Origin of the sequence: Gardnerella vaginalis (assembly GCF_001546485.1) — a bacterium.
Lineage (GTDB): Bacteria > Actinomycetota > Actinomycetes > Actinomycetales > Bifidobacteriaceae > Bifidobacterium > Bifidobacterium vaginale_D.
In genome coordinates this window covers 111,440-132,266 of record NZ_KQ956850.1, presented here as the reverse complement: position 1 = coordinate 132,266, position 20,827 = coordinate 111,440, and the positions used below count along the sequence as shown (strand labels likewise).

At 40.2% G+C, this 20,827-nt stretch carries 11 protein-coding genes; all 11 read right to left on the bottom strand.

Features of this window, described 5'->3' with window-relative positions:
* Positions 1 to 18: 18 nt before the first annotated feature.
* The gene (glgX, locus tag HMPREF3208_RS02670) at positions 19 to 2,148 is read right to left on the bottom strand and encodes a glycogen debranching protein GlgX (protein WP_064347093.1); all 2,130 of its coding nucleotides are present in this window, start codon (positions 2,146 to 2,148) and stop codon (positions 19 to 21) included.
* 89 nt (positions 2,149 to 2,237) lie between these two features.
* Positions 2,238 to 3,122: a Nif3-like dinuclear metal center hexameric protein gene (locus HMPREF3208_RS02665; protein ID WP_016637185.1), complete on the bottom strand. Its 885-nt coding sequence runs from the start codon at positions 3,120 to 3,122 to the stop codon at positions 2,238 to 2,240.
* A gap of 19 nt (positions 3,123 to 3,141) precedes the next feature.
* Positions 3,142 to 6,192, bottom strand: coding sequence for a DNA polymerase I (gene polA / locus HMPREF3208_RS02660; protein WP_064347092.1), 3,051 nt, complete (start codon positions 6,190 to 6,192; stop codon positions 3,142 to 3,144).
* Between the two features lie 110 nt (positions 6,193 to 6,302).
* Positions 6,303 to 7,091: an ANTAR domain-containing response regulator gene (locus HMPREF3208_RS02655; protein ID WP_032814200.1), complete on the bottom strand. Its 789-nt coding sequence runs from the start codon at positions 7,089 to 7,091 to the stop codon at positions 6,303 to 6,305.
* Between the two features lie 231 nt (positions 7,092 to 7,322).
* Positions 7,323 to 8,411 (bottom strand): 1,4-dihydroxy-2-naphthoate octaprenyltransferase, encoded by a 1,089-nt coding sequence (menA, locus tag HMPREF3208_RS02650; protein WP_064347090.1) that lies wholly within the window; start codon positions 8,409 to 8,411, stop codon positions 7,323 to 7,325.
* A gap of 37 nt (positions 8,412 to 8,448) precedes the next feature.
* On the bottom strand, positions 8,449 to 9,222 hold the full coding sequence (locus HMPREF3208_RS02645; protein WP_016637181.1) for an energy-coupling factor transporter transmembrane component T family protein: 774 nt from the start codon (positions 9,220 to 9,222) through the stop codon (positions 8,449 to 8,451).
* 21 nt (positions 9,223 to 9,243) lie between these two features.
* Positions 9,244 to 11,085, bottom strand: coding sequence for an ABC transporter ATP-binding protein (locus HMPREF3208_RS02640; RefSeq protein ID WP_064347118.1), 1,842 nt, complete (start codon positions 11,083 to 11,085; stop codon positions 9,244 to 9,246).
* Between the two features lie 274 nt (positions 11,086 to 11,359).
* Positions 11,360 to 11,986, bottom strand: a complete 627-nt coding sequence (locus HMPREF3208_RS02635) for a hypothetical protein (RefSeq protein WP_032814177.1) — start codon at positions 11,984 to 11,986, stop codon at positions 11,360 to 11,362.
* 569 nt (positions 11,987 to 12,555) lie between these two features.
* Positions 12,556 to 13,956: a glycoside hydrolase family 3 protein gene (locus tag HMPREF3208_RS02630; protein ID WP_016637177.1), complete on the bottom strand. Its 1,401-nt coding sequence runs from the start codon at positions 13,954 to 13,956 to the stop codon at positions 12,556 to 12,558.
* 48 nt (positions 13,957 to 14,004) lie between these two features.
* Complete coding sequence (locus tag HMPREF3208_RS02625) at positions 14,005 to 15,759, bottom strand: VWA domain-containing protein (protein ID WP_016637176.1); 1,755 nt, start codon at positions 15,757 to 15,759, stop codon at positions 14,005 to 14,007.
* 196 nt (positions 15,760 to 15,955) lie between these two features.
* On the bottom strand, positions 15,956 to 20,827 hold a 4,872-nt coding region (pulA, locus tag HMPREF3208_RS02620; protein WP_230953060.1), incomplete at its 5' end, for a type I pullulanase.

The following is a 20,827-nucleotide window of genomic DNA, read 5'->3' as shown; positions in this document are numbered from 1 at the left end:
TTTTTATTCGACTCTTATTTAATGTTCTGGCTTATGCTCGCTCATAAGTAGCAAGAAGCTGCGAGATTGAGCCACAATATTAAATCCAGCCTCATATAAAAGCTCAGGACCTTTTGGATTATAGGTGTCTACAATCAGCTTCCACTTTTCACCATAACGCTTGTCTGGCAATGTAAAAGTAATTGGTTCATAATGAGCGTTAAATATAAGAATAAAGTCATTATCGATCATTCTTGTTCCATACCAGTCTGTTTCTGGAATGTCAGAACCATTCAAATAAATCATCACAGAAAGCGCGTGAGTATTTGACCAGTCTTCCATGTCCATAACAGTTCCGTTATGATCAAGCCATTCTACTTGTGGAATATCACAAACATCATCATTGTTTGAACGTCCAGTAAAGAAGCGACGACGATGCAAAACAGGGTGATGAAGACGCAAATGAATAAGTTTAGAAACGAAATCAAACATATCACGTTGAGTTTCGTTATAATCCCAGCTCATCCAAGAAATAGGATTATCTTGACAGTAAGCATTATTATTGCCATGCTGCGTACGCATTACTTCGTCGCCTGCGCAAATCATAGGAATACCCTGACTCATAAGCAATGTTGAGAACAGGTTACGTATTTGCCTCTCTCGCAGTTCATTCACATCGTGAATACTGGTAGGACCTTCTACGCCACAATTCCAAGAACGGTTGTCATTTGCACCGTCGTTATTTCCTTCTTTATTTGCTTCATTATGTTTTTCGTTATAGCTTACTAAATCATTCATAGTAAAGCCGTCATGAGCTGTAATGAAATTCACAGATGCAACAGGCTTACGACCATTCTGCTCATACAAATCAGAACTTCCCATAAGCCTACTTGCAAATTCAGGCAAAGTCGACGGCTGTGAACGCCAAAAATCACGTACACAATCACGATAACGCCCATTCCATTCAGACCAGCTTGGAGGGAATCCACCTACTTGATAGCCACCAACACCGATATCCCAAGGTTCAGCAATAAGCTTTACGCTAGAGATAATAGGGTCTTGCTCAATAATGTCAAAGAATGCAGAGAGCTTATCTACTTCTTGGAATTGACGAGCAAGCGTTGCAGCTAAGTCAAAGCGGAAGCCATCAACGTGCATTTCAGTCACCCAATAACGCAAACTATCAGTAATTAAACGCAAAGCCTTTGGCGAGCGCATAAGAAGTGAATTACCAGTGCCAGTAGTGTCAAAATAATGACGCTGATCATTGTCTACAAGACGATAGTAGGCACGATTGTCAATACCACGGAAACTTAACGTTGGTCCCCTATCGTTACCTTCGGCCGTGTGGTTATAAACTACATCAAGAATAACTTCCATACCAGCTGCATGGTACGCCTTCACCATTGACTTAAACTCATTAACTTGCTCACCACGCTGACCAGAACTTGAGTAAGAATTTTGTGGAGCGAAGAAACCGATGGTATTGTAGCCCCAATAATTACTCAATCCCTTATTTTGCAAGAATGAATCGTTCACAAACTGATGAATTGGCATAAGCTCAATTGCTGTAACACCAAGCTTTCTTAAATAGGAGATAACGCTTGGATGCGCAAGACCAGCGTAAGTACCGCGAATATCTGCAGGAACACGTTTGTCGAGATTAGTCATGCCACGAACATGAGCTTCGTAGATAACAGAATCATGGTATGGAATCATAGGATGCTGATCATTACCCCAATCAAAATATGGGTTAATAACAGCAGCTTTCATTGTGTGAGCTGCAGAATCTAAAGTATTCATTGCAGAAATATCATCCGGATTAGCAAACCAATACGAGAATAAGCTTTCATCACCGTCAATATTGCCTTCTATTGCTTTTGCATACGGGTCTAGCAACAATTTGTGTGGGTTACACCACAAGCCATGAGATGGATCATAAGGGCCATGAACACGGTAACCATAACGCTGACCAGGCTGAATTCCTGACACATAGTTATGCCAAACGTATGAGTTCTGTTCAGTCATGTCAATACGTGTTTCATGATCGTTTTCATCAAACAAGCATAATTCAACGCGCCTTGCAACTTCGGAAAACAGCGCAAAATTCACGCCGGCACCATCATAATTGGCACCAAGCGGATACATGGAACCTGGTCTTATATGCATACTTATAAGTATCTCATATATTTGCTCAGTTTTCACGCTATGTTGCTGATATTTGAAAAAAGCTTAAAATTTATAGTTTCTTTGACAATTTAATTAATCACATAATTCCATGGATCACAGGAATCAGGTAGCCAAGTAACTTCAGGACATTCACCAGAAATTTGAGCAACTGCATGTGCAATATCACTTATAGCATAGTTAAACCATAATGATTCAATAGCACTGTGAGGAGTGTTAATAAGCATTGGATAAACTTTTTTCTCACAATCAGGATTAATCTTGCTGCGCAATTGCGATTCATATAATGCTTGCTCAAAAGCGTCTGTAGCGGGATGATGACGTAAATCACTTGTAACATATACATCCGCTTGAGACTCTCGAACAGCATCAAATAAGCTATCTCCAGATCCAGGTAAAACTGCTACAGTTTTCACTAAAGCGTCCAGATTACCAGCGACTTGTATTCCAAGTTGTGTTCGAGGAAGAACATCGAATACACGTTGTGAAAAATCACGTAAAGACATTGATACATCTAATGCTCCAACACGACCCAATCCAACAGGATGCTGAGCACTATCACTTTGACCAGTTGAAACTAGAGGACGAAGATTACGCAAACCAAAAGCATCCGCAGCAGCATGGGCAACACCGCGCCACGCAACATCAGCATTAGTATGTCCAACCCACAAACCACAGTGATGAGTCATCAAACGCTGCACAATTTCACCACGCACTCCTCTACCGGATACATCATGCACTGCCTTGAAGAACAATGGGTGATGCGTAACCAATAAATCAGCACCCATGTCTATTGCATGAGTCACTGTACTTAGCTTAGGATCACAAACACACACAATACGTCGAACAGGTGCTAATAAATCACCCACAATAAGACCTGGAGCATCCCAATCTTCAGCATATTCAAGAGGATACAGCTTTTCTAAAGCTTGTACTGCTTCATATAATCTTGTCATATGATTCCTTGCTCGTAGATTAATGGGCAGCCAGTTGCCAATCAGCGCCAACACCAGTTGACACATTAAGTGGAACATCTAAATGAACAGCATGCTCCATGGCTTGACGTACTATATTTTCCACTTCTTCCTGTTCACCATGCGCAATTTCTAAAATCAATTCATCATGAATTTGTAAAATTACACGACTCGTCAATCGAGCTTCACGCAACCCATGATCAACACGAAGCATAGCAAGTTTCATAATATCTGCTGCAGTTCCTTGAATTGGAGCGTTTAAAGCACCACGCTCTGCAGCTTCACGCGCAACACGATTATTTGAAGCAAGTTGTGGAAAATATCGACGCCGACCAAACATAGTTTCCGTATAGCCAAGCTTTTTAGCTTCAAAAACCAAAGACTCCAAATAATCGTGCACGTTACCAAACGTATCAAAATATTTTCGTTTTAACACTTCAGCTGCAGCCGGAGAAATCGAAAGCTGCTTAGCTAAACCATAAGTACTTAAACCATATGCTAAACCGTAGCTCATTGCTTTTACGTGTGATCGCTGATCATTACTGACTTGCTCTACAGGAATTTGATACACCAAACTAGCTACATATTTATGAAAATCAGCACCCGAACAAAATGCTTTAATAAGTGTCTTATCATGCGAAGCATGAGCCATAATACGCAGTTCAACTTGCGAATAATCGCAGCTCATTAAAGATTCAAAGCCTGCTCCTGGAATAAAAGCGGCACGAATTTCACGACCTGCAGCATTGCGGTTAGGAATGTTTTGCAAATTTGGATCTGCGGAACTTAAACGACCTGTTGCTGCGATTGTTTGTTCAAAAGTAGTATGGATACGCTGATCATCATAATGAGCTGCATCAATCAAACTTTGTACAATCTGTTTTAACTTATTTGTTTCACGATGCTTCAACAATGCACCTAAAAACTGACTTGCAGGTTCTTCAGGATCCAATTTGGCATACATTGCTTGTAAAGCTTCAGCATTAGTAGTATATGAGCCATTTTTCGTGCGACGCGTTGGCTTAAGACCAAAATGTTCAAAAATTATTTCCTGCAGCTGCTTAGGGCTTTGCAAATTAATATGCTTACCTGCCACTTGCCAAGCCATATTTTGTGCAAACTCAGCGTCTGAAGAGAATTGGCATAGCATACCATTTAAACGTTGCATATCAACCGCAGCGCCAACATCTTCTAATGCACGCAAAACGCGAGAAATAGGCATTTCCAAATCAACCATTAAGCCTGTTTGCTTTCTCGCATCCAAAATTGGAGCAAATTGTTGAGCTAAAAGACGCGTAATCGCCACGTTCCTTAACATTCTTGTTTCATTGCGTTGCGTTTCTTCTACAGCCACTTGCTTTTCAGAAGAAGTTACAAGATCGTCGAGCAGGAGTTCAAGCTCACCTTGCTTAGCTTCTTCATTACTCGCATTTTCTTCACTACTTGGAATATCTAAATAGTGTTCTGCCATCATTTCAAGTGTTTCTGCGCGAAAATCAGGCTCTAACAAGTAGGATGCTAAACGCGTATCAAGTAGCGGCATGACATTACGTTCACTCTTTGCATCAAGCAATTTCAGAGACTCTAATAAACCCAAATGTTTCTTATAATCATGCAAAACTATGTTAGAAGCATATTGCTGCAAAAACTCACGCAATAAATTCTGTAAGATTGATTCTTCAGACAGTAAATCTACCGCATATACTAATGCAGCATGATTATTAACAAGCATTATTACGCAATCAGCTTGCAAACCAAAATGATGTTTAGATTGATGCCCAGACTCATGCGCATATAACACTAACTCATTATTTTTTTCTATGCAATCAGCACATTGACGTGAATTATTTATATAATTCTCAGAGTCAACATTGCTTGATGCTTTCTTAGAATCTTTTACATCATGTTGCGTTGTTTCTAGTAAATAAGAACTTACGCAACGTCTCCATTCAAGCCAATCTTCTACTGTTCGCACATGATGCATGTGTATACTTTCTAGAGTTGCTTGAAAATCTTCAGCATCATTACTCAATTGGTTATTTTGTTGTACAGCATCATAATTTTCAGCATTCTCATGAGCAGCAGAAAGCATAATACGCATAGCATTTTCAATAGACTGCCGCGTTCCACGACTAAACGTTTTAAGAATTTTACGCTTTTTTAATTCACCAAATTCAAGTTGAGATAGCAAGACACCTAGTTGCTGAGCATTAACTTCACCAAAGCTTAAATCGTCAATGTTTACGCCAAGATCTAAATCACGAACTAAAGCATTAACTTTTCGATTCAAACGAACTTGATCAATATGTTCACGTAACGCCTCACCTTTTTTACCAGTAATTTCGTCAGCATGAGCAATAATATCTTCTAAACTACCAAATTGATTAATCCACTTAGCAGCATACCCGTCACCGACGCCTGGGACACCCGGGATGTTATCAGCTGTTTCCCCTCTCAATGCAGCTAAATCAGGATACTGTTGTGGTGTAACACGATACTTTTCAAAAACTGCTGCTGCATCCATTGCTTTTAAATCTTTAAAATGCTGCCCTGGATACAACACTGTAATATGCTCATCGATAAGTTGAAATGCGTCACGATCACCTGAAAGCACCAAAGTGCGGTACCCAGCATTAGCACCCATAGTTGCTAAAGTGCCGATAACATCATCTCCCTCATAACCAGGCTTCTCAATATACGTAACGCCAAGAGCACGAAGCATTTGCTGAATAAGTGGAAGCTGCGAAAGCAACTCTTGAGGAGCAGCATCACGCGTACCCTTATATTGCGGCAACATAGTATTTCTAAAAGTACCGCCTTTAACATCAAAAGCAATAGCTAAACGATCAGGATGCTCTTTTTTTACCACTTGCGAAAGCATAGTGATAAAGCCCCAAACAGAATTCGTTGCTTGCCCAGAGGATGTAGAAAAATTATCTGCAGAAATTGCAAAAAAAGCACGGAACGCAAGAGAATGGCCATCAACGACCAACAACGTTCCTTTCTCATTCTCAAGTTGCGAAGAATGTTCTTCAACGATGTTGGCGTTCACTGTTGACTACTCACCCACGTTCCGTAACTACTGCCCACTAGCATACTTATTATTCAACTTGCGAGCATCCAAATGTAATCGAGTTTAATTATAGTAATTTCTCAACTGTATTAATTTTCAGCGTTAGCTGCTGGTTTATCATCACCATATTTGGCAATAATAGCCAAAGCAAGACGCTTTTTAGGAATACGCTGATCCATAGAAGTTTTTTGAATCCAACGGAAAGCACCTTGCTCTGAGAAACCAGCCTTATCCATAAGTAAGCCTTTAGCACGATCAACAAGCTTACGTTCTTCTAAAGTATCCTCAGCTTTCTTTAGTTTTTCTTCTGTTTTCTTGAGCTGATCTTCAGTGTCGCGCAACTTATTTTCAGTACGCTCAACACTATCTAGTAAATCATTAATTTCGCTAAAACGTCCCATAGCAACTTCTAAAGCAGGAAGCAGTTTAGACTCTTCATATGGTTTTGTTACGTATGCCATTGCACCTGCACCCGTTGCCTGTTTGACTAAATCTGCTTGAGAAAAAGCTGTAAGCATGACTACAGGAGCAATATTTTCGTCACAAATCGTTGCAGCAGCTGTGATACCATCAACTACCGGCATTTTCACATCCATGCACACTACATCTGGATGATGCTCACGAGTTAACTCAACAGCTTCCTGACCATTAGCAGCTTGACCGACAACCTGATAACCGTTATCTTCCAACATTGCTACCAAGTCCATGCGGTTGACTGACTCATCTTCAGCGACAACAACGGTGCGCGCGTGATGAACTTTTTTATCTTGCATCTCACGTTGAGCGGCTTCTTCATTAGCTGCTTCACGAAGTTCATCATCAGTAAGTACCTCAGGCATTGTTTGCTCTGCCCCTTCGTTATTTTCTACAACTGGCATATTAACAACCTCATTTCTTTGCCACATACTCACAGGGCAACATCGCCATGCATAATCAACACGGCGTGCACGCTACAGCACGTTCAAACACCAATAAATATCACGCCTCATAGCATGAATCCAGCATGTCTTTCAAAACCGCACGAGCACCATGTTTGTGACTCTCTATGATAGCATAAACTTCATAAGACTCGCGTACGAATATGCACAATTCGCGCCATTTTGCCTATTTTATATAATTGTCGACAATAATACAGCTACAGCACCAAGTATGGCTTGGCAAACACATAGAGGAAAAGCGTTCTTATAATCACCATGAAGCACGCTTTTAGCGAATTTATACGCTTTGATAACAACAGCAAGCAGCACAAGCCATTGTATACCAGCAAATAATAGATGCCCCATGCTTCCGCAACGCATTCCATACAAGTCACTAAAAACTTCAATCTTATAAAAATGCCACATTGAGGGAACCGCTGCAGGAAAAGCAATAATTGAAACTGAATATGCCAGCAATAGCAGTGTCGCTATAATACTCATCGCAACGCATAAACGCCTACCGCTACGCTCACCAATTCTCATCATTGCAGTTATTTTTCCATGCTTTTTATCACTTGCAATATCTCGAAGATTATTCACCATCATTAAGCATCCTGAATAAGCTCCTGGAATACACGACATAAGTACGCAAGCTAAAATTCTCAAAGGCTCACTCATTAAGATACTGTTAGCTGGCATACCCATACCGTATGTGATTGCGCATAATGAACCAACAAAAGGCACAGGTCCAAAGAACACGAACGCGCTTACTTCCCCCCAACCTTTATAACCATAGGGATGTTTTCCTCCAGCATAAAACCATGCCGCAGCAACGCATAAGATTCCCAGCAGAATAAACCACCATATTCCTGTGCGCACAACAATGATCAAACCAAAAATGCATGCAGTTATTGCAGAGATTATTACAGCTTTTAGTACTGCTTTAGGCTTAATGTCAGCATCTGCAAGCCGCCAAGATACGTCGCACAACGGCTTGGAATCATTGCTATTATTTGAAGCGCGCAGACTACGATTTTCATCTAAACCATTCAGCCCATCACAATAATCATTAGCATAATTAACTGATATTTGCATACATGCAGCAACTGCAGCACATAAGAAAAATTGAAGAATACATTGCCACAAATGCATGCCAGTTTTCTCAAAATATGAGAAACGAATCATTCTACAAGCAATAGCAAATGCCATAACAACTGGGACTAAACCTATTGGCAATGTGTAAATTCTAGCACCCTTAATCCAAATTTTTGCGCTTTGCATCACTCACCTCGCAAATTACGCACACTCATATACGCTCTTATATAAGCTGTGGCAATAACATTGAAGTACATATTGGCAAAGCAATAATAAACACAGCAATAGTTATAAGCAAGAGCCCACGCCAACCAAATGGGTACTTGTAGTATGATGAATTGCGTGTCCGTAAATAAAAACCGCGTTCCTCAGCAGCAAGAGCACAACTATCTGCTTTCCGCACAGAAGTAACCAAAAGAGGTACAATAAGCGGCATCATCAATCGCAATTTCTTAAATGGATTTTTAGTATCATACTCCACACCGCGAGCCATTTGCGCTTCTGTAATTTGTGACATTTCGTAAGCAAAAATTGGCACAAAACGTACTGCTGTTGTAATAGTGAATGCATAGCAATATGGTACGCGCAAATGTTGAACTACAGCATTTGCTAAATCATTTAATTTTGTAACAGTAAGCACACTTACCAAAGGTAACGCAAAGCAGAATAACCGCAAAGCAGCCTTTGCTCCAACATCTATACCATTGTGAGTAAACCACAAGAACAAATAATGACCTTTTTGAGCAATAACTGTTTGCAAAAGAAACATCACACAAGTAATTACAAACATAGCTTTCATAAGAGGAAACAGTGTTCTAAGAATACGAGCACAAGCCATTGCAAACAATATAAGTACTACAAGTGCGATTAACGCGGTATATTGCTGAGCAATAAACACACTTATTACAGTGCTTGCTGCAAGTATCAGTTTGGCAATAGGATCCGCCCGATGAAACAGCGTCTTTCCTGGTTGGTAAGTCAATAATCTCGTTTTCATAAATACAACTACCTTTAATTCTTACAATTGCTGTTTCTTGTAATTTATCTCGCATGATAATGCTGATACTATTTCAGCTCGCACATACAAGCCTTTACACTGCTGAAAACCATGTTTTACTAAACCTTGTGAAACTGCGCACAGTAACGGAGGACACAATGCAGCTGCTTCACACACTACTGGTTTTTCAAACACGTCATATGCTGAACCATCAATAACAATCTTTCCATCATTGATAACGATAAGTCGAGTAGCATAATCAAGCACTACTTCCATATCGTGACAAACCATAATTATGCAGCAACCTTGATTGCGTAATCGTTCTACGACTTGCATAATTCGCATGCATTCATGATAATCAAGACCACAAGTCGGTTCGTCAAGAACCAAAATTTTAGGATTCGTTACCACTGTTGCAGCCAAAGCAACCATTTGACGTTGCCCGCGAGAAAGCATAAATGGACTAGCTTGAGGCTCAAGCTCTAATTCCTCAATAATTTCCATCGCATGTGCCTGAGCTTGATGATTATCTTCACCAATTAACATGCAACTTAATGCTACTTCTTCAAGAACAGTCTCTTTACATAACTGACGATCAGGATTTTGGAATAACGTAGATACATACTTAGCTATTTGACTAATACGAAGATGCTTAGTATCAGTGCCATCAATGGTAATAGTGCCTTCCGTAGGTCTTAATAATCCATTAATAATCTTTGTAATCGTTGTTTTACCAGCACCATTTCTACCAACCAATGCCACTAACTCGCCAGAATGCACAGAAAAAGAAACATCGCACAATGCTTGTACATTACTTTTATAAGCAAAACTTACATGAGTAAGCGAAAGACATGGCTTATCAGTAACATCATTATGATTATTTGATTTTGCAATAGATTTTTGAGTACATTCTGCAATATTTGCATCGCGCTGATGAGAAAGCGCAGAATCATCAGTGCGTAATGTTGCAACAATAGTATCTACAGTTTCATTAACTCCGACTGTAAGTGGCGAAGGTTTACAAATTTCTTCATCTTGCAACTGTTTCACTAAATGCGTAGTTCGAGGATAATTGATACCAACTTCACTTAACAAATCAATATCTTTAAGTGCAACGGAAACAGGAGCATCGAGCGCAAGCTCACCTTTTGAAAGCACCATGAGACGCTTGCAATATTCGCTTAATAAAGCTACCTTCTGCTCAATGACTACAATAGTAATACCAAAGTTCTTATTTAATTCACTGAGAATGTCAAAAATCATGCGCGAAGATACTGGATCTAATGCACAAGTTGGTTCATCTAAAACCATAACTTTGGGTTGTAATGCCAGAATCGCAGCAATCGCAACCTTCTGTTTCTGACCACCTGACAACGTATCTAAATCACGATTACGCAAATCAGTAATGCCAACAGTTTCAAGCGCATTCGCAATGCGATCTGGAATATCATCATGCGAAATACCAAAGTTTTCTAAACCAAAAAGCAGCTCGTCCTCTACATTTGCAGCAACCATCTGCGCATCAATATCTTGGATAACCGAACCAATTAAGCAAGCAATGTTAGTGAGCTCAAGTGAAGTAGTATCATGACCAGCAATACTTACTGTTCCACAAAGATTACCAGCATAATGGTGAGGAATAGCACCAGAAAAAAGCGAAGCAAGCGTAGTTTTACCAGCACCTGAAGGACCGATAATACCAACAAATTCACCAGAATAAATACTAAGGTTTACATCTCGAAGAGCAAAAGTGTCATTTTCTTCACTATCAGCATTTTCACTCTTATGAGTCGTATACTGAAAAGATACGTTACTTAATGCGAGCAAAGGTGTTTCTTTACGGGAGCTATTACTTTTTTCCATAGACTCTTTACTTGGGTCGGCAGAATCAACTAAATGATTATCTGCAATATATTCTTCGTGTTGAGGCATAACATTCCTAACTGTAACACACTGAGCAAACGCAATCGTAACTACTATGCAACCCTCACAGGTACTTCTCCAAGTATTCATAACACACAAGTTGACACCAACCATATTCTTGATTGATGCCAACTTGCTGTTATACCTTTATACTTTTACGTTATACATACCTTATATTGCAGCACATAGATACGCACATGTGCCACCGCGCATTTTACTTATGTAATACTAATCTGATTGGCGTGTACAACACTTCAACAACAACAGCATTAAATGCTGCAGTGCCAAGAATAATTGGCAACATTACCATTACCATGTTCGGGGAATGAAGAATAAAGAATGCAGCAATGAGAGCAAAAATGCACCCCGAAATTACCGTAGTAATAAAGGTGGCAATAAGAGGAAACACACTTACTTTACGAGCTGCATCCTTAGGAAACACGCGTACATAGCCAAGCAAAAGCGCAGTCATAATAATTGCTGCTGGAATATCACATGCGTACTCCAAGAATGGGATGGAAGTATTAAATTGAATTAACGTTGCTGCAAGAGCACCAATAATGGCACCTTGATAAATCTTTGGACGCAACAGCAAAATTGATAAGCAGAAGGAAGCAATAACAAACTCAGGCTGAATATTGCCGATAGAAAGCGATTTTGCAACAGTAAAATCAAGAATGCATCCAGCTGCAAACAGCACAGCAACCAATACTAAAGATGTTATATCTAATGCATGGTGCTTAACTTTTACATCTCGCATCATCATTGTTGCAGCATTATGAGTTGCGCTTGTGACGTTGGTAGCAGTTTCTGCAATCTTTTCGTTCATCTCTTGAGTCATCATTTCTCTCCTTGTTTGAGTTTCATACCATTTGGCATAAAATTATCGAATGATTTTGTTTTGATTTGTATATTGATTTGTTGAAAGTTAAAAGCTTATATACAAAAAGACCTCCGGGCTTACCCCGGAGGTCTTCTACAAGCTTTTCATGTGCAGCTTCTAATAAAACTTCAGAGTAAACTCACGCCAAAGAGAAGACTGCCACCACCACATACGTGCAGCGCCAAAAGCATTACGAGATACAACGTTCATGTTCATACCACGCATGATACTTGCCTCCTTAACTCATAGACGCTTACTGTAGTGTACGCACAAACCTCAACCGAATCATTCGATATTCGTTTGTGTTGCCAACGATGTTAACACTGAAAATGTACAAATGCAAACGCATACTCGTCAATTACGTTCATTCGTACAGGATTACAAGCAGAAGCAATTCGCTTACATAATGCTCAAAACCCTTGTTGCATATAGAAAAATGATGCTGTTAATACAAAATACGCACGAAATTATGCATCAAAAAAAAATTGTAAAAATTATGCGACACGCATGAAATGAGAAGAATAATTCTATTTTCTATGCGAATTTTGTTGATGCGCAATTTGCAATTTCACAGCAATAATTCGTTTTACAGATTCATCAATGCGATTTGACGTAATAATACCTTGACGAACAGCATTCACAACTGCATAATACGCTTGGCGTGAGTTTGGCGAGCCAAGTAATATATCAAGACCAGCCTTAATACCGGTAATTGCAGCATTGCCAGGAGTATAACGCAGGGATACAGCGCCCATCCCTAATGAATCGGAAATAAGAATACCTTTGTAACCAAGTTTGTTACGCGCTATGCCAGTAACTATCTTTTCTGACATACTGGCAGGAGTATCATCTCCCGTAATTTTTGGGTACGAAACATGACTGACCATAATAAATTCCACACCATGAGCTATAGCATCTCTAAATGGAACCAAATCTACTTTTCTCAATGCTAAAGGAGTTTGATTTGAAACAGTCAGTCCTTGATGTGAATCAGCAAAAGTCGAACCATGTCCAGGAAAATGCTTATATGTAGCAAACACGTGAGAATTTTGTAAACCATCTGCAAAAGCACTAGCCATGCTGGCTACTGTCAATGCGCGAGAACCAAACGCACGTTTTTGCATCAACGTGTTATTCGGATTCGTAAGCACATCAGCAACAGGAGCAAAATCAACATTAAAACCTAACTGGAAAAGATAGTTTCCAATATATTTGCCAATTTTATAAGCTTTGAGCGGTTTATGCGTAGCTCCAATATCACTCATATTAGGCGAAGCTTTCACACCCATAGCAGGATTAGAACTTACACGTGCAACAGTTCCGCCTTCCTCATCAACAGAAACTAATGCTGGCAATGCTACACGAGATTGACTCATTGCTTGCAAACCTGAAATCATACGCTGAGTTTGTTCAGGATTTTGAATATTCTCCCTGCTCAACATTACGCCACCAACAGGTAATGTAGTAAAAGCTTGCTGCATTGGTGAACCAGAAATAGTCACAGCATTATAGGATCCTACCAATTCTTCAGGCTTTACCATGAACATTTGTGCAACTTTATCTTCAAGAGACATTTTTGACAGCACATTTTTCACTGCAGCACTGTTAGGATCAAATCCTTGCCAAGCATGATTTTTATGCTTGCGAACTACAAATTCCGGTTTTTCAACTTTTTGTACAGATTGATGAGCATGCGAAATGTTATGCGTTGCTGAATCATTGAAGAATTGCGAGCGCATAACAAATAAAGCCACACATATCATCACAACAAGTAACACGACAGCAACTCTTACAGCAAGTGTAGTAAAACGATTACGGGCTATTAACTTTATGACACGTTGACTGTGTGACGCGTTGCAATAAGTTAGTATACGTCCATTAACTGCGTGAGGTTTGCTTTGTAACTTACGTGTTCGTTGCTTTCGCATCACATCTTCCTCTAAAATATTAAGAGACCGTTGCCTTCAGTATTTTACTTATTTATTTACTTCACACACATAGCCGGTTTTACCGCTGAATGTTTTACGCAATGTAGGAGTAGTGAAGAGATTATCACGCTGATCATTCCATGACCATTCATCGTTTAATCTCCACAACATGAGATAGAACTCAGGTTCACCATCTTTATCATTACGACTTGGCTCACCAGGTAACCAGTTTTGGTAACCTACTTTTTCGCCAGTAACCCAGTGTGCAAACACATCACCATTTTCGCGTTGAGATGTATAGCCGCCAATCCACACATACTTAACTCCTTCTTTTTTAGCCATATTGATTACTTTGTTCTCTTTACGTTTATTAGTAAGAGTGACTAAATAACCACCATCTTGCATACAGGCGCTATTTGCTTCAGTCCACGTCACATCACCTTTATGCAAAACAAAACGAGAGCTACCCTTCTTATATGTCTTCTTCTTTACTGGCTTAAACGCCAAACCATCTCCAATACCGCCTGATTGATAGTTTTTAGAATCTGCCAGCAATGCGGAAACTACACGGTCAACATATGGACTTGTGGATGAGTCAGAATCGTATTCAAGGCAATATACGTTATCCTCATTGACTTTAATGCGATTCATTACTTCTTGCATATCAGAGATTGAATTCATATCCCAAAAGTAACCATTTGTTTCATTCGCAATATTTTGCAATACACTGGAATCTGCTTCACTCGTACCAATTAAGTATACTGGAATGCCTTTTTGTTTTGCTAAACTAATAACATCATCAGCAGTATGCGTACTTTCGTTATCTTGTCCGTCTGTAAAAGCAATAACACAGTTAAAACCAGGATGATTTGAAGCATTAGTAACGCCAGTGTATAACGCATCATATAAAGCTGTCATACCATAAGGCGTCATGTTATTAATGCCGTTCAGTAAACGATCTTTATCACTTGTATACGTTGCCATATACATGAGATAACTATCGAAAGATATTAACTCACCTTTATCACCGACTTTATAGTTAAGGCTACGCACAAAATCACTCATAGTGCGCTTCATAGTATCAATAGAATCTTCCATAGAACCAGATTTATCAAGCAGTATCTCGTAATTAACTCCTTGATTATCTTTAATGCGTTCAACCTTATGGATAAGTCGTTCCACTTCCTCGCCGCCACCAATTTTCTCACGTATAGCAGCAGTTGGGGAATCAATTTCCAATGCTTTACCACTGCTATCGGTTAACGAAAAATACAACTTCACGTGTGGATATTGTGACACATCAGAATTGACAATTTTCAACGTATAATCTGAATATTTGTGCGATTTCGTGAGTTCTGTACGCAATCTTGAATAAGGTATTTGACTTGGGTGAATATAGTCCCAAATTAGGCATCCCAAAATGCATGAAAGAATAAAAGAAACAACGACAATAATAGCTATAATAAGATTTCTGCGATTGTTATTGTTATCTGTCCACGAATTAGTTGCGTAAGCAGCGGTAGTGGCAGTGACTGCTGCCGCAGCAGCAGTATTTGGGGAAATAGATGCATCCATATGCTGACGCACGGAAGTTGCTGCAGGTGCATAAGCAGCAGCTGTTGTTATACCAATATTTGGAATTTTTGGACTATCAGTTGGCACATTGTTTGTTGACGCACTGTCAACTACAGTAGTGTTAGCTGCTGCGCCGTCTACTGTCGAATGATCAACTGCAGTTCCACATTGCGAACAAAATCGTGCGTTATTTTTAACGGGAGATCCACAGTTGGTACAATACATCATTTCTTCTTTCGCTCATTATTACTCTGCAAAATACCTATGCTATGCTATGCATACCTCAACGCGTTCATTCTATACCTTGCTTCCAACACAAAGTTGAGGGCAATAACATCATCGATGCTATTGCCCTCGTTTTATTGTATATGCTTTCTAGCGTAACTTACTATTCGAGAACTTACTCAAATATGTAACACACGTATTAAGCAATATGCTTAACATGTTTATTACGCATCAAGCATAAGACAGCCGCAGCTACAAGTACGCCACACATAACAACAACTTGCGCTATGCTACTGCCAGTTGCACTTAACGTGCGAGCCTGCTTTGCAAGAGTTGTCTTGGATCGTCGGTTTGAAGTTAACTTCTGATCTGAAATTGACTTTTCACGAGAAGACTGCTCTTGCGTTGTTGCTGTATTCGTACTTGCAGACCCATTCTTTGAATTTGAAGAATTCACAGCATGGGATTGATGATCTGAGCTTGAAGTAGAACCAGACTGAGGAGATGGGGACGGTGCCGGAGATGGGGACGGTGCCGGAGATGGAGATGGAGCTGGAGATGGCTGCGGCTTCTTTTCTGCATTAAGCAACACAGCTGTAGAAAGAGCAGCAACCTTGTATATTCCATCAGCAGCAACAGTCACAGCCTGTGGCTTACTATTCACTTCACCATGAGCAACCAATGCAGCATACTTTCCAGCCGGAATCTTTACTTGAGTTTCAGCATTATTAGCATTGAATACTACAACGTATTGCTTATCTGCATCTTTAAGCGTATAAGCAATTACACCATCAGGAGTGCCAGCAATCATCTTCATGTTCTTATTAATTGTTGCATAATCAAAATCATGAAGAGAAGCAATGCTCTTACGGAGCTTCAACAATCCCTTGAAATAGTTTACAGAATCAGACTTTTCTGTTGCACGATTCCAATCAAGAGCGTTGTCTTTATCTCCAGCATTGTAACTATTCTCGTTACCATTCTTAGTTCGCAAGAATTCCTGACCAAGCTGAATAAATGGCACACCGTGAGCAAGCAAAATCATGGAGTTTGCAAGCTTTACTCGCTTCATGCGCATTGCTTCAGTATCTTTAGGAGCAGACACCTTTAACTTATCATACAATGACAAGTTATCATGAGCTTCCACATACTGAACTACTTGACCCGCATCAGCAAAGTGCATTTCAGCATTACCATTCCAGCACTTGATTGTATTCTTACCATCTGCAGTCTTACCACCTGTGCCAAATTGGCAACCGAGCAAATTATGCTCAAGCAAAGCCTTAGTATCTTTACTCGTATTGCCATTGACAAAGCCAGTACCCTTAGCATCAAATACAGAACCCTTCATAGCATCACGGAATGAATCGTTAAAGAACGCTACACCTGGAATCTTAGAACCATTAGGTTGAATAGTACTATCGCTCTTAGGAAGCATAGTATTCATATCCCAGCCTTCACCAAGCACAATAATTGATGGATCAATCTTATTAAGCTCGGCACGCACTTCCTGCATAGTCTTCAGGTCAATTAAGCCCATCAAATCAAATCGGAAGCCGTCAAGGTTGTAATGCGTAGCCCAATACTTCACAGAATCCAAAATATACTTGCGCATCATTTGACGCTCAGAAGCAGTATCGTTTCCGCATCCAGAGTTACCATTCAGAGCACCATCCTTATAGCGGAAGTAGTATCCAGGAACAGTCTTGTTAAACGCTTGATTTTGTACACTATAAACATGGTTGTAAACCACGTCCATAATCACACGTAAACCAGCCTTATGAAGGCCAGCAATCATTTGCTTAGCTTCCTTAACTCTTGCTGTTGGATTGGCAGGATCCGTAGAGTAAGATCCCTCAGGAACATTGTAGTTTTGCGGATCATAACCCCAGTTTTGAGCACCTTTCTGACCATAACCCAAGTTACCAGTTTCATTCACTGAAGCAAAATCATACATAGGCATGATTTGTACGTGAGTGACACCAAGCGACTTCAAATAATCAAAGCCAGAAACATTATGCTTATCTGTAGTCTTCGTACCTGCTTCCACTACACCAAGATACTTACCGCGATGAGCAGCACTAATACCAGAGTTTGGATTGATTGAGAAATCACGAACATCCATTTCTGCAATTGTTGCGTCAGTTGGGTGCGCAAACTTTGGCATACGCTTTCCAGCATTACCAGCGTCTTTATCTGCTAATACAACAGAACGTTCGCCGTTTACTACTGCAGCTTTAGCATAAGGATCAGCAGAAACATTCACTGTGCCATCAGCAAAATGAACTTCATATGCGTAAGCTGTATTAGCTTTGTCGCCATCAAGCTTTGCAGACCATACACCATGATCTTCTGCTTTCATAGCTGTTTCTTTGTCTTTTTCAGCTTTTTCAGCAGTCGACTTATAAGTAATCAGCTTTACTTCAGTTGCTGTTGGAGCCCAAAGCTTGAAAGTAGTTGAAGAAGCAGAATACACAGCACCTAAATCATCGCCATTGTACGCGTATTTCTTATCAAATTCATCGGTACGAATTACGCTAGCACCAGTTTTTGAGGAAGCAGAAAGCTTAATATCTTTAGCTAATCCCTTAATACTCAACTCATACTTGTGTTTAATATTAAGGTCATCCTTAGTTACAATGGTAACATCTGATCCTTTTGTCTCAACCGAAACAATTTCAATTTCCTTTTGAGACTTCTCACTCTTATCCAAAAGTGTTACATCAGATTTTTTCAAGGAAGACACGTCACCAGACACTTTTACAGCTAACTTCTTTAAGCCAGCAATATCAGCAGACATCACGTGAGCTGCAAGCTGTGGCATAGTGGCATTTACATATACGTTAGAATCTCCTTGCAAAAGCCAGATTTCCGCAGTTCCTTTAGTAGGATCAGTCTTATCGAGCTTGATAATGTTATTAGGAATTATACGATTCTGCGCATAATCTTTAGCATCCCATTCATTAGTAGGAGTTGAATGCCTTACTATAAATCCTGGATTTTCTATACCAGCATCATTCTTAGCAGTAAAGGTTGCAACTTTTCCATAATCGTCATGCGAAGTAAAGTAACGAGCAGTACCACCGGTTCCGTCATCCCAAGTCCACATATTCCAGCCTTGGTAATCACCTTTATTCCTATGGTAGTGAACTGTTACCTTTAATTCTTTTGGCTTCTTCTTAAGATTGTCTGGAGCAGTAAACTGCGTAGTACCCGTTCCGCCTGTTACCCAAGCTTCAGCAAGACCACTTGCACAGTTTTCAATAACACGATCGCCACCGTCTTTATTCCAATCTTTTGTAGTAGTAATAAAGGAAAGTGACTTGTTTTCAAAAGCACCGTCAACTGTAGTTTCAAAAACTTTGCCGAATTTATCCGTGCCAGTAAACTTATACCAAGCTCCAGGTAAATCTTTACCATCCTTGTCTTTGCCCCACAACCAAATGCCAATATCGCGAGTATCACCCGCTTTTTGTGCGTAGTGGATGCGAACAGTAGTCTTTGGCTCATATTTTACTGGGCAAGGATTAGCGCCAACACCACCCTTGTGATCTTGTACTACATATGAATCAGTATTTGCTGGAATCTTAAAGTTATCCTTATCTCCTTCGTGATACCAGTAATCTTTACCATCGTTAAACACTGCTTCATAATCTTTGCCATTGGTCTTAATTGTCTTCTTATACCAACCGTCGCAAGCCTTCTGCATCTCTTCGCCAGGAACTTTTGTCCAGCTTGAGCCTACGCCATAGTGAACGTATACTTTCTTAGTCTTAAACTTTTCGTCTGGCTTAAAGTAAACAGTTGTAGTAGAGTCTCCTGGCATTGAAGCATCAGGCTTCTCTTCACCATATTGAGGATCAGATGGGTCTGTAGCAGTACCAGCCGGATGTGCAGCTTTTGTGGCATTAACATGCAATGCTACTGCTTCGCGAGCGCCAATCTTGGTTTTAACTTCGCCTTTTTCAACTTTAACAGTCTTAGAGCAGTCTCCCGCAGCATACACATTGCAATACTCGCCATCAGGCAAATCAGTCTTATAAGAAACTTCTTTTGCATCAAGTGAATTGTTGATCGCTAAGAAGCCCTTCTTTTCGCGACTAAATGCAATGTTGTTGTCGCCATCATCCTGCCAATCGGTAACTTTCGCACCTTGAACAGCATTGTAGAATCCAACCATGCCGCGGATTGATGTCCAACGTTGAGCGCACTGCCACTTTGAATCCTTGCCACAAGTTGCGTCCGGTACAGAAGTATCAGTCGCACCAGGCGCACCCTCATCATGAGTATCAAACTTGTATCCAGAATACACGTTTGGCGTACCGTATGGCCATGCAAGCATGAACGCGTTTGCTAAAGCATAACGACGACCATCTTTATACGTAAGTACACTGTTACCACGCTCAGTATCCCAGTTTGTAACGAAAATAGCAGCTTTATCGCTTGCAATCATGCCGTCTTGAATTTTGTTCAGCGACTTGCTTGCCTTCATCAGCGAACCTTTGAAGTTCTGCTTAAGTTGATAAGAGTAGCCAAACTCGTTGACTTCACCTTCGCCTAAATGTGCAGCCGGCTGAATTTCTTGAGCTTCTGAAGGGTTGCCAATAGTTTCCTGCATCCACCAGATCTTGTCAGGAGTAGTGTTTGCTTGCTTCGCAGCTTCAGCTTTAATTGCTTTCATATCCGCTGGCGAAATATGCTTTACAGCATCCACACGGAAACCTGCAACACCGAGTTTCAACAAATCTGCAAAATACTTGCCTAAAACTTGCTGAACATGAGGCTTAGAAGTATCCAAATCAAGTAAGCCTACAAGCCTGTTATTCCACACATCCTCAGCTTTAGTGTAGTCTTTAATGTTTTCTGTGCTCTGATGGAAATCATCCTTAGTGTATCCAGCGTCTTCAAAAGTCTGCGCAGTCGCATCATATTTGCTTCCACCAACACCGATTTTATCCTTATTATCAGCTCCTGTTGTGTGATTAATTACAGCATCTGCAATAATTCCCACACCTTTTGCCTTGCAAGTAGTAATCATGTTCTTAAACTCAGCTTCAGTACCAAGTTTAGA